Origin of the sequence: Desulfonatronospira sp. MSAO_Bac3 (genome assembly GCF_003838035.1) — a bacterium.
GTDB classification, from domain to species: Bacteria; Desulfobacterota; Desulfovibrionia; order Desulfovibrionales; family Desulfonatronovibrionaceae; genus Desulfonatronospira; species Desulfonatronospira thiodismutans.
Genome location: NZ_QYZY01000381.1, coordinates 1 through 15,858 on the forward strand (window position 1 = coordinate 1; position 15,858 = coordinate 15,858).

9 protein-coding genes are annotated in these 15,858 nt (G+C 55.4%); 6 read left to right on the plus strand and 3 right to left on the minus strand.

Going from position 1 to position 15,858, the window contains the following annotated elements; translation table 11 throughout:
* Positions 1 to 746: LPS-assembly protein LptD (locus D5S03_RS13250; protein ID WP_287044400.1), on the minus strand; the 746-nt coding region annotated here is incomplete at its 3' end.
* A 279-nt stretch (positions 747 to 1,025) separates the two neighbouring features.
* Between D5S03_RS13250 and D5S03_RS13255 the strand changes: the two genes are divergently transcribed.
* The gene (locus tag D5S03_RS13255) at positions 1,026 to 2,036 is read left to right on the plus strand and encodes a PhoH family protein (RefSeq protein WP_287044402.1); all 1,011 of its coding nucleotides are present in this window, start codon (positions 1,026 to 1,028) and stop codon (positions 2,034 to 2,036) included.
* A 33-nt stretch (positions 2,037 to 2,069) separates the two neighbouring features.
* Complete coding sequence (gene ybeY, locus D5S03_RS13260) at positions 2,070 to 2,501, plus strand: rRNA maturation RNase YbeY (RefSeq protein WP_287044403.1); 432 nt, start codon at positions 2,070 to 2,072, stop codon at positions 2,499 to 2,501.
* Between the two features lie 486 nt (positions 2,502 to 2,987).
* On the opposite strand, the gene D5S03_RS13265 is transcribed toward ybeY, so the two are convergent.
* Both D5S03_RS13265 and D5S03_RS13270 read right to left on the minus strand, forming a co-directional pair.
* Entirely contained in the window at positions 2,988 to 6,416 is a 3,429-nt protein-coding gene (locus D5S03_RS13265; RefSeq protein WP_008870683.1) for a UvrD-helicase domain-containing protein, read from the minus strand.
* A gap of 317 nt (positions 6,417 to 6,733) precedes the next feature.
* Positions 6,734 to 9,364, minus strand: coding sequence for a PD-(D/E)XK nuclease family protein (locus tag D5S03_RS13270; protein WP_287044406.1), 2,631 nt, complete (start codon positions 9,362 to 9,364; stop codon positions 6,734 to 6,736).
* A 433-nt stretch (positions 9,365 to 9,797) separates the two neighbouring features.
* Here D5S03_RS13270 and D5S03_RS13275 point away from each other — a divergent pair, with 433 nt between their 5' ends.
* The 4 genes from D5S03_RS13275 to D5S03_RS13290 form a co-directional block, all read left to right on the plus strand.
* Positions 9,798 to 11,144, plus strand: a complete 1,347-nt coding sequence (locus tag D5S03_RS13275; RefSeq protein WP_287044407.1) for an ATP-binding protein — start codon at positions 9,798 to 9,800, stop codon at positions 11,142 to 11,144.
* A 332-nt stretch (positions 11,145 to 11,476) separates the two neighbouring features.
* Positions 11,477 to 12,301, plus strand: coding sequence for a rhodanese-like domain-containing protein (locus D5S03_RS13280; RefSeq protein WP_287044409.1), 825 nt, complete (start codon positions 11,477 to 11,479; stop codon positions 12,299 to 12,301).
* 401 nt (positions 12,302 to 12,702) lie between these two features.
* Positions 12,703 to 15,078, plus strand: coding sequence for an AAA family ATPase (locus D5S03_RS13285; protein ID WP_287044411.1), 2,376 nt, complete (start codon positions 12,703 to 12,705; stop codon positions 15,076 to 15,078).
* On the plus strand, positions 15,075 to 15,858 hold a 784-nt coding region (locus D5S03_RS13290), incomplete at its 3' end, for a universal stress protein (protein WP_287044413.1). The genes D5S03_RS13285 and D5S03_RS13290, both read left to right, overlap by 4 nt.

A 15,858-nucleotide genomic window follows, 5' to 3' on the forward strand; every position in this document is an offset into this window, starting at 1 on the left:
CTCGGCGTATGGCGGTATTCTACCCCGGGCATAAATCCGCGATCGGTGTAGTAGTTGGCGTAAAAAGTCATGTCCCTTTGATCGTCTATAACGTGATAGTAGGGAAGATTAAAATTGAAGCCGTATTCCGAGCCCTGACCGAAGGTGGGGAAAAGAAAACCGCTTTGTCTCTTTGTTTTCACCGGGGCTATCATGTACGGCGAATAAAGGACCGGGCGGTCCTTGACCCGGAACCTGGGATGCCACAGCCTGGCATAGCCTTCCACGGTGACTTCGCCCCGGCTGGATTTGATGGACCAGGGTGCGGGGCGGTCATCACAGGAAGTCATCACCCCTTCCTCGAAGGTATACGTATGCGGCCCTGTCTTCTCCATCCTTTCCCCGGAAAAATAGACATTGTCCTGGGCCATGAATACTTTGCCGTCTTTGATCCAGCCCACATGATTGTCCAGATCCAGTTCAGCCTCCCGGCCCTCAATGTGATCTCCTTCAAACCTGGCCTGGATATTCCCCTTGAGATATATCCAGTTGGTATCAGTATAGAGCCTGGCGTAATCAGCCTGGACATAATCATCCATCCGCCACATCAAGACATTGCCGAAGGCTTCCACCAGGTTTTTCTCCTGGTCCACATACATTTGATCCGCCTCAAGCTCCCAGGGTTCATCTGAAGCCCAGGAATAGCCGGCGCTTAAAAGCATGCCCGCCAGGAAAATAAAAAATGCCAGGTATATCTTATACAGCACGAAAAAAGCCCTTTGGTTCAGGGATGATTCTTGGTAAATTCTTTTGGATCACTTTTTTAGAAAACCGGCTTGCAATTTTGTTTGTTCCCGGGAACTCACAACCCACTGCCCCGTCTTGTGTTTATCAACAATAAAGTATAAAAGAGTCAGTCAGGAAAGGTCGGCATCAAGCGTGTCTTCGGGTTCATACCCCATGATGCCTCTGTGCTCAACATCAAAAAAACTGGTTTTGCCTTCAGGGCAGAAAATATTACGCAATGAAACAAAACTGGAAGCAAAATGCCTGAAAAAAACACAGATCAGCTGCAATTCAGCAATTCCGCCTACGTTCAGGAACTGTGCGGTCCCCAGGGCCGCAATCTGGAGACGATTCATCAGCAGACCGGGGTGCAGATAGAAAGCCGCGGTGGCTCCATGACTCTTACAGCAAAGGATCAGGGCGACCTGGAACTGGCCAGAAGCAGTCTGCTTCAGCTTTACGCCCTCATCGAATCCGGATACAAGGTCTACCCCGAGGATGTGGAGGCGGCTCTAAGGATCCTCAGGCAGGACATAAAGGCGGACCTGAAAAAAATATTCAAGAAGGAAGTCTTTGTTGTTTCCAGCAAGAAAACCATAGCCCCCAGAAGTTCCACCCAGAGGGCCTACCTGCAGGCCATAAAGGAAAAAGACCTGGTTTTCGGAATAGGCCCGGCCGGCACGGGCAAGACCTACCTGGCCGTGGCTGTGGCCATATCCTACCTCATGCAGAGGGTGGTCAAACGGATAATCCTGGCCAGGCCGGCTGTGGAGGCCGGGGAAAAGCTGGGATTTCTCCCGGGGGATATGCTGGAAAAAGTCAATCCCTACCTGCGCCCCCTGTATGATGCCCTGCACGATATGCTGGAATTCAACAAGGTCCAGGAACTTCTGGAGAGCGGAATGATCGAGGTGGCTCCCCTGGCCTTCATGCGCGGGCGGACCCTCAACGAATCCTTTATCATCCTTGATGAGGCCCAGAACACGACTCCGGAACAGATGAAAATGTTTCTTACCCGCATGGGACTTGGTTCCAAGGCGGTTATAACCGGGGATATCACCCAGGTGGATCTGCCGGGGGCCGCTGTATCCGGGCTTATTCAGTCCCGGGATGTACTCAAGGGAGAAGAAGGCATCAAATTCATCTACTTCAATGAACATGATGTCATCCGCCACAGCCTGGTAGCCAGGATAATCAAGGCCTATGAGCGTTTTGATCAGGCCCGCCTGGAAAAAAAGGAAGAAGGAAGAAAATCAGGACATGATGAGTAAGTTGCTTTCACAGCGCCCGGAAGGAGCTTGCCTTTGAAAATAAACGTGGAATTAAGCGCTCCTCTTTTCCCGGTCCTGTGCCTTGGCCGCAGGGAAGTCCGGGACATAACCCGCAGGATACTGGAAAATCTGGACTGCCGGGAATCATCACTAAACCTGGTTATCACCGACGACTCCCGCATGCAGCATCTGAACTCGGCCTTTCTCTTCTGCCCCGGCCCCACAAATGTCCTGGCCTTTGAGGAAGAATCTAAGCATGAATCCGGATTTCTGGGAGAGGTCTTTATCAGTGCCCAGGCTGTAAAACGCGAGTCCACCCTTTATGGCCAGCCCGTATTTGAGCATTTTGTCCGCCTTCTGGCCCACGGCATTGAACATCTGGCCGGCTTTGAGCACGGCCCGGAAATGGAAGACCGGACCCTGCACCTGCAAAGAACCATTAAAGCAGAGGAATACGGACTTTAAACCCGAAAAAATCTAACGCGGGCCATGCCCGCAACCCATTTTTTTCACGCAAAGGCGCCCAGTTAAATCCTCTTCGAGGTGCTTACGCATTTAACCGGGCAAGCAAAGATCGCTAAGGAAGGCAGCCTTGTCCAAAACCGTGGCCCGATTTTGGACAATACACCTGCTTCGCGTCTTTAACTTTGCGTACTTGGCGTCTTTGCGTGAGAATTTTCTTGTTTTTTGTGACCCCAGTGTATTGGAAGAAGATTTATCACGCCAGAGGCGTGACAAGCAAGGTTTCAGGAGTAAGTCTAATTCCGATTTGCATTCAAGATGATCTTTGTGCCCGTTGTCATCAAATGTTTGACACCACAGAGATCACAGAGATTCACAGAGAAAAAGGCATAAGATGACACTGCTAAATCTGTGTACCTCTGTTTCCTCTATGGTAAAATTTTTTTCTGGTTTTCCGAATATAGTGATATTCATAACTGTCTGGAAAAATCATCTTGATTGCAACTTGGAATAATCCCCTGCAGGCCAGTGCCTCCACTGCATGAGCAGGGGAAAATAAAGGCCGAGCTCTACAGGCCCTGGTTCTGCGGCCTGCATGAGCCGGGCATAGGTCTGCATGCGCTCCTGGTAGCGGGCCTGCTCCTGGTCCAGGAAACGCTGCACATCTTTTCCTGAATGCCGGCTGATCTTGTAGTCTATGATCCAGCGCAGGCCGGCATCATCCACAAAGGTGCGGTCCATGGATACGGCAACAGCCTGGCCGTTGTCCAGGCCGCTCAAGGCGTATTCATTGCGCGCCCTCTGCCTTGGCCCCAGAATCCAGCGCCCTGTATCATGGTTCAGGGTGTTCTCCAGGGCCTGCTGCACCAGGTCCACCCCTTCTTCGAGACTCTTTTCCAGCATGCCCAGGTCCATTAGCTGGCGGGCAAAGACAGACTTGAGCCCCCGGATTTTCTTTACGCTCCACTTGTGAATTCCCTCCTCGGCCATAGTCAGCATCCAGCGGTGCACGCATGTGCCGGCCAGGCGGATGGTCTCCCCGGCCCAGTCAAAGACTATGCTTTCCTGTCCGGGATCCGGCCGGCTGTCTGAAGGGGTGGTGATTCCTGCAGGGAGCCGGGGAGGCTGCCAGTCCTGATGCAGGCGGTAAAGTGTCTGCCCTGCTGAAGCTCCGTGTTCTTCCCGGGTATCTGCATCATCCCGGGGGGTGGCCGCAGCCCGTTCAAATTCGTCCTTTACCGCCGGCCACAAAGACTCCAGAAGAGAGCCTCCGGCCGGCTTTGACGGCAGTCCTTTTTCCGTCAGTCCGGTATGACCCAGGAGGTGCAGCCTTTTTCTGGCCCTGGTGCAGGCCACGTACAAAAGCCTGCCGTCCTCGTGGCTGGTCTTGCGGGCCATGAGGCGCTGGATATAGGCATAGACCGGATCTTTATCCTCACCGGTGGCGGTTTTGGGGGCCATGAGCAGGTCGGTGTGTCCCCGGGGCGAAGTACGCTCCATCCAGACCAGGAGAGGGTTTTCGTCAGATCCCGGGGCCCGGCCCAGGCCGGGGATAATAACGGTGTCAAACTCCAGTCCCTTGGCCTTGTGGATGGTCATGACCTGCAGATCCTGGCCGGCGGAGGTGTCCGGTCCTGCATAAAGCCCGGCAACGGCGTTTTCCAGTTCGTCTACTACCCTGTGGGGAGAGTGTTCCAGACGCTGTTGCAGCAGTCTGAAAAAAACATCCGCGTCCCGGCGCTGGCTTTGAGAGTGCAGGCAGTCCGGTCCCCCCAGGGCCTTCCAGCAGGACTCCACCTGACTGCGCAGTCCGCTGCGCTGCCTTTGCTGTAGAAATTTCAAGAGGATTTCCCTGACCCTGTCCAGGCGTCTTCGGCCCTGAGGACTCAGGCTGGACAAAATGTCCTGGTCCTGGATGCGGTTTACAATGAAAGCATCCTTGTCCGCGGCCAGGATGGCCAGGTCCTCCAGGTCCAGACCGCACCAGGGGGCGCGCAGGACCGCCAGCCAGGCCAGGTTGTGCCCCGGGTGAGTCAGGGCCCGGGCCAGGGAGCACAGGTCCTGGATTACCGGGCGGCGGCTCAGGGGGTCTATTTCCACGGCCTGGTACTCAAGGCCGCTCTGGCGCAGGGCCGGTAATGCGGCCTGCAGGTGGGGCCTGCTTCGCACCAGGATGGCCACGGTGCCTCCGGGGTCTTCCTGCCTGGCCTGCTGGACCAGGGATACAATCCGGCTGCTTTCCGGCTGGAAATCTGCATCGAAAAATGGATGTACCTGTACGGCAGGATCTTCCAGGGGGGGCAGAAAGGCATGGGAGCCGGAGTAGGGCACGCTTCCGGTCATCTGATCTTCCACCTCGGGCAGGACCCGGGGAAAGGCCTGGTTGGCCCAGTCTACTATGCCGGCCTGGGATCTGAAGTTGACCGTGAGCCGCAGGGGCTCAAGGGGGATATGGTCCAGACCCTGGCTTCTGGCCTGGAGAAAAAGGCCCACTTCGGCCTCCCTGAAGCCGTAGATGGACTGCATGGGGTCCCCCACTGCAAAGAAGGTTCTGCCGTCCCCCGGGGTCCAGCCCGCGGTCAGGGCCAGCAGGAGCTGGTACTGGGAGATGCTGGTGTCCTGAAATTCATCCATGAGCAGGTGCTGGATGCGGCTGTCCAGGACCAGGGCCAGGTCTGTGGGGTCCTCATCCGTGCCCAGGGCCTGCCTGGCCCGGGTGGTGATCTCGGTGAAGTCCACGCTGCCCTGGTCCTGAAATTCCAGCTGCAGGCAGGCCGCGGCCAGGCGAAGCACGTCAAAAAGTGCTTCCAGGGTCTGCCACTGGGAGCCTGAATACGTGGTCCCGGGCAGCAGGCGTACCTCCTGCAGCCGCATTTCCAGTCCGGGAATGCAGGCCAGAGTCTGCATACAGGCCTTGAACTGCGCCTTCATTTCCTCCAGCCTGACCTTGAGTTCAGGGTCCCGGGTGCCGGAGGGGGCGGGAAAACCCAGACTCTTGTCTGCAGTGCGGCGGATTGTCCCGCCCTTGGTCAGGCAGAACCGGGCCAGGTCTAACCAGGCCGGGTGGTCACGGCAATTGCAGCCTGGAAGGGAGTCAAGCCCGGCCAGTCTTTCCAGGGTGGACTTCTGGTCCTCATCCTGAAGGTTTGAAGCTGCAAACCCGGCCAGGCGAGCAATCCTTGGCAGTTCCTCTAAGGGCATGAGCCGGCTTACTTCCTTTAGTTCCTCCTCTACCGCCCGGGTCAGGGCCTGTTCCAGGTATTGTCGCTGCAGGCGGCTGTTGCCCGGGTCGGCCAGGTGGCGAAGCCATTTCTCTCTCTGGGGGAGCATGCCGGCTATGAGGCGGCAGGTCTTGTCGTGGTCGTTGTCAAGGTGGCGAAGCAGGACGCGGATGGATTCCCTCCAATGCCCTGCATCCGGGGAAGAGTTGTGCAGCTGGGCCAAAGTGGACCGGGCCGCCTGCAGATACATTTCCCCGGGATTGTCGTTTATTCTTCCCTGGCCGCCCAGGCTGGAGAGGAGGGGCATGCGGGATACAAGCCCGGAGCAAAGAGAATCTATGGTCTGAATGCGCAGCCTGCCCGGGGAGGATTCCAGTTCCCAGCCAAGGCTGCGGCTTCTTTCCAGGACCCGGGCGGCCAGGTCCAGGGTGGTCTTTTCATGGGGTGCACCGGGTGTTTCCCCGTCAGCCGCCCGGGAGAGGGCCTGCAGGATGCGGGTGCGCATCTCCCCGGCGGCCTTGCGGGTGAAGGTGATGGCCACCACCTCTTCCGGGGCCTGGACAGTGCATAGAAGGGCCAGGGTGCGCTGGGTCAGCAGTTCGGTCTTGCCCGATCCGGCCGGGGCCTGGACTATGAATGAACGTTTAGGGTCCAGGGCTTGACTTCGCTGTGCTGCGTCTTCAATTTCAGGTGACATCAGGGGGTTCCTGTGTGGTAACTATTCACCAACTGCTGACAAATAGCCATGGTCCGGAGATTCGGCAAACAGGACGTAAAAACTCGCTCCAAGGCAGCGTAAATCAAAACCTATACATGGTATTCTCAGCCAGAAAGACAACCAAAATATGCTTTGAATCAAGTTGAGTGTTTAACGGTTTTGATTAACGCTTCCTACGTCGCTCAGATCCCGCACTTACTTTTTGGCAAGTCTTGATTTGAAAATTGGTCAGACATAGAAAAAGTAAGTGCGGGACCCAGTTTGCCGAACCCCCGGACCACTGGAGCACAAAATCATCATAGTGAATAGTTACCCTGTGTAAAAGGTTGTCCGGTTTCAAATATGCGGCAAATAGATTCCAGGTCGCACTGGCGGCAGGCGTTAGGGCTTTCCGGATCAACCCGGGCCTGGCCCTGCATGAATTCCTGGGCCAGCTTTTCCAGGCTTTTTTTCCAGTCCTGCAAAAGTTCGTCCCAGTGCTGGTAATGACTGGTAAGCTTATGGGATGCAAAGCCCTTGCAGCCGGGCACTATGCCGTCCTCCTGTCCCAGGCCCACAAAGGCGCATTCTCCCTTGCGCACAACCCCGAAATAAACCCCGGCTACATGTTCGGGGCAAAACAGGGTGTAAAGGGGGACCTGGGGCTCCACCGGGCGCTTTTTGAACCATTCGGACATGGCATGCCTGCCGGACTTGTAGTCAATTACCACCAGCCTTCCGTCTTCCAGGCGATCCATCCTGTCGGCCACGACATTCAGCTCCAGCCCATTGATGCTGATGTTTGAGCGTTTCTCCAGTTCCTGAAACCGGGAGGTCATTGTCTGCGGCCTCTGGGAATGCATTTCCCGGATGGCCTGATCCACTGCCTGGTCAATCATCTGCAGACGCCTGTCGCCTGTCAGATTAAGAAGAGCAGCCTGATCCCGGCAGGATTGCCAGAAATATTCCAGGGCCGCGTGCATGATTATGCCCCTCTCGGGGGGACCCAGGCCCACGACTGGTTCTTCCAGGCTCCGGGCGTGCATGCGGTGACGGGCAAAGGCCTGGAAGGGACAGAGTGCCTGGGAGCGAAGCACCCCGGTTCCTCCGGGAGCCCGGGATGCCTGGCTCAAGGGCGGGGCCTGTTCATTCTGGAAATATTTAAGCTGCTCCCCTGGAGAAAGTCCCGCCCAGGGGTCCGGGTCGGGCAACAGCCCGGGCTCATTGAATTCCAGGCCTGATATCTCCCTTAACAGGGGGCTGGGCAAAAGTTCCAGATCCTCTTCCCGGCAGGGGTAGCTGAGTATGGCCCGGGAGGTGTTCTGCAAAAGCCTGTGCATGATCCTGCGGGCGTAATCCAGTTCATGCTGCGGGCTTGAACGGGGCATATCCAGGTGTTTCTGCAGAGATACGGGCAGAAAGGGGCTGGGCTCGGGAGACTGGGGCCAGGCCTGGTCGGTAAGCCCCATGATCCACAACTCGTCAAAGGATTCGCTTTCCGCTTCCAGCATGCCCATTATGCGTACCCGGACTTCAGGCGGTTCCGGCTGAAATATGGTCTCATTAAGTATCCGGCTGAGTGTCTGAGTCGCCTGGGACATGCCCGTGGAGGGCATTACCCGGTCCAGGCCGGCCAGGCGTTTGAGGCAGGCGTTGAAGGCCTGCACGGTCTGGTATTCATGACTGCTGAGGGTTATGTCCCCCGGCCAGCCCAGATCCTGCAGCAAAAGATCAAGATCCTGGGCCCAGGCACTGGGAGGCTGGGTTGATGGCAGCTCCTTGATCCTGGCCTGAAAGGCCTTGAGGCTCCGGGCAAGAACAAGGCAGGACCAGGATTTTGAACTGTCTGCGGCCTTGTCCAGAAGGAAGGAAAAAGAGATCTGTGGTTCGCGGGTTTTGCGCAGCAGTGTTTCCAGGCCGCTGCGGGCTGGTGTTTCACTTTTTGCCCCTTTCAGGAAAGGGGAGTTCAAGACGGCACTGACTGTCTCCAGGGGCAGGGGGTCCAGGCGCAGATCCAGAAGGTGCAGGGCAGAGCGTATCAAGGGATAGCCGGACAGCGGTCTTCCCAGGGACAGGTCATAGGCCCGCTTTTCCGGGGGCAGGGGTTCAAAGGCAGTATCCGGATGCAAAACCGCATCAAAGGTGTGTATGATTTCCTGGCGCACAGAGTAGAGATCCGGGACCACCACCCCTATGCGCTGTTCATGGTCTGATTCAAGCTTAGTGCGCACCCACAGGGCACAGGTGCGCATCTCCTGCTCCCGGTCTGCCAGGGGCATCAGGGTTATTGCGGGGTCGTTGCGGGCGGGTTCCAGGTGGTTTATCTTACAGCCAAGACCATCCAGGACATCCAGGATATGCTCCTGAACCGGGCTTAGATTTTCCAGGCCGGCCAGAACCAGGTGTGCGGGGCAAGGCAGGCAGCCCTTCTCAAACATGCGGGCCACATGCCGGGTATGCCTTGCCTCCTCCATCCAGCCGCGGCCTTGGGTATAATCCCTGAAAGCAGTGCTCCATTCCAGAAAGGCCCTGTGGTCAGGAGAGCTCCAGAGTGCCGGGTCCTGTTGGTCCTGCAGGTTCCATTGCTCAAAAAGGGTCCATGCCCGGGCCGCCTGGCGGGCTGTTTCCTCCAGGTGCAGAAGTCCCCGGGAGTGCGGGGACTGCCGGATGATATCCTCCCACAGAGAAAGCTCCTGGTCCCGGGTGATGGGCAAGGGGTGGGAAACATCCGGGTGGTGGTAGGTGATCTCTTCCATGCAGCGCATGATCCAGCTGCTCAAGGGCAGGATATCCGGAGTCTCCCAGGCGGTGCGGCCAGTTGAAGCCTGGTGGCTGGTAAAGCGCTGCAGCAGGCTGCGGCTCAGCCTGCGGTTTACTGTGAGCAGCAAAGCTCCCTCTTCCAGGGCCTGGAAAACATCCTTTTCAGAAAGATAATGGGTTTGGGGCATGGCTTGAATTATAAAGGAAAACTACAGGATTTCAAGGGGGAGAAGGAGAGTGTTTGGCTTGACAGATAGCAGGGGTTTCAAAGAAGCTCCAACATTTATAGAAAAAAAAAGCCCCAGAAAAGTATTGCCCGCCTGTAAAGCAAGAGGCCTTTATTTGCATGGTTCCGGCACCCTCTGAATGGTTACCGGGGAAGATGATGGAGATTATTGTTCCACTATGCCTGAGGGGGTGGTGCGAGCGGGTGATGAAAGTAGAGATTGAAGCATGGACTGGTCGCGAATAACCCCGTTAAACGGTATTGACGATACCATTTGGCAGTGTTAAGCGTGCATAAAACACATGGTCTCTTGCTTTTGGGATCGCTCGACATGGCCATTGCAGACTCTGCGCAGTAGCCCGTCGGCAGAATGACCAGGGCGTAAGGGAGAATATATGGACAGTCACTTAGTTCAACGCATACTTTTTCTGAATCCCTGGCTGCGGGATGAGGTGACGCCTTCGCAATTTGTCGCATCACACATTCCTGAAAATTATGTACAGCGCTCCCTTGCGCAGAGCCGCCTTGAAGAACCTATGCTCGGCAAGCCCAAGGTGCGGCTGCTCATCGGGCCACGACAGGCCGGAAAGTCAACCCTGGCCTGGCGCATGTTTCAAAAATCCGGCAGGCATCCGCTGTTTCTCCTGTGCGAGGACATGTTGATCCGCTCCTGGTGCAAAGAGGCGGTTCCTTTTCTGCGCGATCTAAAAGAACTTGTACCCGGACCTGTACCTCTATTTTTCGAAGAGGCCCAGCACCTTCCCGAGGCCGGGCTGTTCCTGAAAGGGCTTGTGGACCTGGGTTATGCGGAAGAAATCTTAGTTACGGGTTCCTCCAGCTTCCACCTGATGGCCAGGACTAGAGAGTCACTGGCTGGTCGATCCATCCGGCATAGACTTCTGCCGTTTTCCCTGGAAGAGACTGCTGCGCCCTCCAAAACTTTGCCGCCGGCATTGGTCATGGACAAGCGTCGCGGGCAGCTTGCGCGGCACTTGACTTTTGGTGGGTATCCGGAAGTCTGGTTCTCGTCTGCTCCGGAGGCTGTGCTCTGGGAGCTGATTGAGGCATTCATTCTGCGCGACGCATCAGACATGTTCCAGGTCCGGTATCCAGACGCCTTTCGCCGTTTGTTGAAGCTGTTGGCCTTTGACGTCGGCAACCTGCTGAACATGTCCAATCTGGCGCAGGACTGCGGTGTGAATCGCAAGACAGTCCAGAATTATCTGGATATCCTGGAAGAAACCCATATTGTACGACGTATTTTGCCTTTTAAGGAGGGAAAGCGTTCTGAAGTGACCCGCAATCCCAAATGCTACTTTGTGGACAACGGCATTCGTAACGTCTTACTGGGTCAAGTTTCAGAACCGGATATCCTGGAGCGACCGGACACCGGGGCGCTGGTGGAGAACTGGCTGCTGTCCGAGCTGCTCAAGAACCTGCCAATTAGATGGTCCGTGCAGTACTGGCGTTCCACCTCCAAAGCTGAAGTGGATTTTGTCCTTAGTGACGGCCATCAAGTCATCGCCGTAGAAGTCAAGGCCGGCCGCATGAGTCGTCCGGCCGTCTCTCGTTCCGCCAGGAGCTTCCTGGATGCCTATGAGCCGTCAGTTTTGTTCGTGGTCAATCTAACCCTGGATACGACTGTCATGGTGCAGGATCGTCCGGTGCGCTTCGTTCCACTGGAATCGGCCATTCCGGCTATTCTTGAGCATGGAAAAATCATGACGTCATCAAACTTTTAGTGACTTACTCCTGAAACCTTGCTTGCCCCGTGTATTTTCTTCCAATACACTGGGGTCATTAAAAACAAAAAAATTCTCACGCAAAGACGCTAAGACGCAAAGTACGCAAAGTCAAAGACGCGAAGCAGGTGTATTGTCCAAAACCGGGACACGGCTTTGGACAAGGCTGCCTTCCTTAGCGATCTTAGCGCCTTTGCGTGAAAAAAATGGGGTGCGGGCGTAGCCAGCTTTAGGTGAGTACAGGGGCAAGCCTCGCCCCGTATTTGTTTGTAAGCAGCAAAAACAAAACGACCGGCCAGGGTTAGTGAAATGTTAACAATGGAGGAAAACAGATGAGCAAGGCGGAGATAAAAAATATCTATCCGGAAGAACTGGCTGAATTTTCAGCCCGGCACAAAGAAAGCGAGTATGTGCTGGTGGATGTGCGCCAGCCCCAGGAATATACCCAGGAACATATTCCCGGAGCCAGGTTGATACCTCTGCATGAACTGGAGGGAAGGCTTGGGGAGCTGGATCCGGGCAGGCAGGCGGTCTTTTACTGCCGAAGCGGTAAGAGGTCCATGACAGCGGCTGTTCTGGCCAGGGACAGCGGGGTTTTTGATACAGACATTTTAAATCTTGAGGGCGGAATAACTGCCTATCAGAATAGAGTGCTGCCGGATTATCCCAGGGTGGACATTTTCTCCGGTTCCAGTGATTTAAAGACAGTTTTGAGCAGGGCCGTGTCCCTGGAAAAGGGTGCGGAAAAATTCTATACGGGATTTTTGGAAAGTATCAGAGATGAGAGCCTTAAAGACCAGCTTCAAAAGCTGGCAGGGCTTGAAAGGGCGCATGCCCGGGTTATTTTCGCCCAGGGAAAACACTTGTTTGATGAGGACTTTGACTCTTTTTTCAGCAAAGCAGATGACAGTATTGTTGAAGGCGGCCTGGATGTCAGCGGCTGGGCTCAAAAATTCAGGCAGGTGAACCAGGCGGAGTTGTGCCTGTATTTTCTCGAGGTTGCCCTGGAAATTGAAACTATGGCCTATGATATGTACCGCAATCTGGCAGAAAACAAAGACTATCCCCGGGAGGCAGCAGAATGTTTTTTCAGGCTCTCAGAGCAGGAAAAAGGCCACATGCGCCTTGTAGCCCGGCTGTTTAAAGATTGCGCATGATTTGCCTGCAGGGAAAAAATCAGTTAAAAATCAAAGTAAAACAGCAGCAGGCAGTTAAAAGCGTTTCTGCTTTTCCCTTGGCAACTGCCTTTTATGTGATAATTAGAAAAGCATTGCAGGTATCTGTTTAGCCCTTTTAAGGAAAGCAGGGGACAGGCACTCCGGGACCCACTTGAGCATCATTTTGTGCTTAAAATATCTCATTTTTTGGGACCATCACGCTTCAGGCGTGACGGAAGAGCCAGTCCCCATGCCACATGCAAAGCGCTAAACAGATACCATTGCAGCAGCATTTTTTGAGGACTTGTGGAATCAGACACCGGGACAGCCGATACCCCGGGCAAAATAAAATCCCCGCTTTAGTGCTGAACTTCTTAAAGCGTCCAACAGCGGAGTAGCTTATGGATCACAGAAAATTGACTCCGGAAGAGTTGTACCAGGGTTGCGATATGTCGCAGTTTCAATTTGAAACCACTGCAGAACTGGACCCCCTGAACGACCTGAGTCAGGGCGTGAACCAGCCCCGGGCGGTTCAGGCCCTGAAGTTCGGGGCGGGCATCAGGCAGCATGGTTACAACATTTTTGCCCTGGGCCCAAGCGGAATGGGCAAACACGCCTTTGCCAGACAGTACCTTTCCCGTAAGCTGGAGGAGGCTTTATCTCCCTGGGACTGGTGTTACGTGAACAACTTTGAAAATCCGGGCAGACCCAGTCTGTTGCATCTGCCCCAGGGCTGGGGCAACGCCCTGGCCCAGGATATGGAAAAACTGAGCCAGGAGGTCCCCAATGCCTTGAAGGGAGCCTTTGAGAGCGAAGAGTATCAGAACCGGGTTCAGGCCATTCAACAGGAATTCAAGGAGTATCAGCAAAGCGTGTTCGAGGAGCTGCAGCAAAAGGCCAGACAGAAAAACCTTACTCTGCTCAAGACCCCAAGCGGGCTCAGCTTTGCTCCGATGCAAAACCAAGAGATCATGTCCCCTGAGGAGTTCCAGAAACTGGACGAAGACCGGCGTAAGCAGCTGGAAAAGGACATGGAGGAAATGCAGAATGAATCCCAGCGCATGTTCCAGAAGTTTCCAGCCTGGCAGAGGGATATGCGCCAGAAGATTTCGGATCTGAACCACGAAGTGGCCCAGTATGCCCTGGGGCCCATGATCAACGAGATCCGGGAAAAATATCAGGACAACCAGGATGTAAGCAGTTTTCTGGACGCAGTTTCTGAGGATATCATTAAAAACGTGCAAACCATCCTGGAAGGCGATAAACACCAGGCAGAGGGTTCTGGTCAGCAGCATCCTGCAGCCATGGGGGAATCCGGGGGCCGGGAGCAGATAATGCGCAGGTACCGGGTCAATGTCCTGGTGGACAACAGCCAGACTCAGGGGGCACCGGTAATCTATGAGGACAACCCCACTTATGCCAATCTGGTGGGCCGGGTGGAGCATCAGCCCCTGATGGGTGCCCTTATCACGGATTTTAATCTCATCAACCCGGGGGCCTGGGACGGCCTGAAGCGGGCCCTGATCTCCCAGCAGATCAAGATTGAATCTCTGGCCGAGATGTTCAGCCTCATAAGCACCATTTCCCTGGAACCGCAGCCTGTGCCTCTGGATATAAAGGTGGTCCTGGTGGGCAGCCCCCTGGTATATTACCTGCTGAAAGAGTTCGACCCTGAATTTTCCAAGCTTTTCAAGGTGGCTGCCGATTTTGACACGAGCATGGACTGGAACGAGAATCACCAGGAATTTTTTGCCAGGTTCATGGCAGGGGTCATCCAGGAGGAAAAGCTGAAACCATTTCATAAAACCGGTGTGAGCAGGCTTCTGGAACAAAGCGCCCGCAAGGTACAGGATCAGAAAAAACTGTCAACCCATATCCAGGGACTTACCGACCTCATGCGCGAAGCTGACTACTGGGCCGGGGAAAATGGCCGGGAATCCGTTGCAGACGTGGATGTAGAGCAAGCCATTGAGGCCTCGGTCTTTCGCAGCGATCGCATGCGCGAGCATATCCAGGAAGCCATCCAGCGCGATATCATGTTGATTGATACACAGGGGTGGCAGACCGGCCAGATTAACGGGCTTTCGGTCATGGGCATGGGAGATTTCATGTTCGGCCGTCCGCACAGGATCACCGCCCGTATCCGCCTGGGCAAGGGCGAGGTCATAGATATCGAGCGCGAAGCAAAATTGAGCGGTCCCATACATTCCAAGGGAGTACTCATCCTGTCCGGATTCCTGGGCTCCAGATACGCCCCGGACCTTCCCCTGTCCCTGTCCGCCAGCCTGGTATTCGAGCAGTCCTACTCCGGTATTGAGGGGGACAGCGCTTCCTCTGCCGAACTGTTCTGTCTGCTCTCCGCCATATCCGGGGTGCCCCTCAATCAGTCCCTGGCGGTGACCGGTTCTGTGAATCAGCACGGAAGGATCCAGGCCATCGGAGGGGTCAACGAAAAAATTGAAGGTTTTTTCGATATCTGCAGGGAAAGGGGATTGACCTCCAAGCAGGGAGTGCTCATCCCGGAAGCAAACCTGACCCACCTCATGCTGCGCCGGGACGTTGTTCAGGCAGTGGAGCGGGGTGAGTTTCACATATATCCGGTAAGCACTGTGGACCAGGGCATGGAAATCCTTACCCAACGCTTTGCCGGGGAAGCTGACTCCCAAGGGGAGTATCCTGCAGAGAGCATCAACGGCCTGGTCCAGAAACGCCTCAAGGAACTCTCGGAAAAACGAATGCAGTTTGCTTCCGGTGACAAGCAGGGAGGAGAGTCTTGAAGCAGGATAAGCATTTTACTGAGTTTAAACGGATTCTGGTGCCCTTAGATGCTTCTGAGCACAGCCTGTCCGCTCTAAAGGCTGCAGTGGAACTGGCTGCGGCCCAGGGCGCGGAGCTGGAGGCCCTGTTTGTAGAGGATGCCGATCTGTTCAGACTGTGTGATTTTCCCCTGGCCCGGGAAGTGTCTTTCTGGGGTATTTCGGGTCGCAGCATGCAGCGTACGGAAACGGAAAGACAGCTGCGTATAGTGGCCGGCCGGTTGCAGCGGGCCCTGGAGGAGTTAGCTGCCGGGCAAAACGTGCCATTTAAGTTCCGGGTAACCCGCGGCGGGGTCCCCAAGGAGATTCTGGATGCCTCCAGGCAGGCGGATCTGACCATTATGGGCCGGACAGGATGGTCGCAGCTTCGAGGTCAGAGAATGGGATCCGCTGCGAAGGCCATTATCAGTCAGGGCCGCGGCCTGACATTGATCATGGATGAAGGATCCAGGTTCCAGCCGCCGCTGCAGGTTCTTTTTACCGGAACCAGACTCTCGGAAACCACGCTGGAACTGGCCCTGGAGATGAGCCGGAAATGGGGCTTTTCCCTGGTAGTACTCATTGCGGCGCATGAACCGCAGACTAGCGAGGATATGCAGGGCAGGGTGCAGGACATTGTTTCCCGGCATGAGTCCGGGGCAGGCCTGTACGTGGTGCGGGGAATGGATCCACGGAAAATCAAGCTGGCGGTCGGCGCTCATGGGTCCGGGCCGGTCTTTGTGCCCTGCGAGGACCCTGGTC

What these genes read in the sequence shown, in the direction of transcription:
- D5S03_RS13255 (WP_287044402.1), top strand. Translation starts at nt 1,026, where the DNA reads ATGCCTGAAAAAAACACAGATCAGCTGCAATTCAGCAATTCCGCCTAC.
- D5S03_RS13265 (WP_008870683.1), bottom strand. Translation starts at nt 6,416, where the DNA reads ATGTCACCTGAAATTGAAGACGCAGCACAGCGAAGTCAAGCCCTGGAC.
- D5S03_RS13270 (WP_287044406.1), bottom strand. Translation starts at nt 9,364, where the DNA reads ATGCCCCAAACCCATTATCTTTCTGAAAAGGATGTTTTCCAGGCCCTG.
- D5S03_RS13275 (WP_287044407.1), top strand. Translation starts at nt 9,798, where the DNA reads ATGGACAGTCACTTAGTTCAACGCATACTTTTTCTGAATCCCTGGCTG.
- D5S03_RS13280 (WP_287044409.1), top strand. Translation starts at nt 11,477, where the DNA reads ATGAGCAAGGCGGAGATAAAAAATATCTATCCGGAAGAACTGGCTGAA.
- D5S03_RS13285 (WP_287044411.1), top strand. Translation starts at nt 12,703, where the DNA reads ATGGATCACAGAAAATTGACTCCGGAAGAGTTGTACCAGGGTTGCGAT.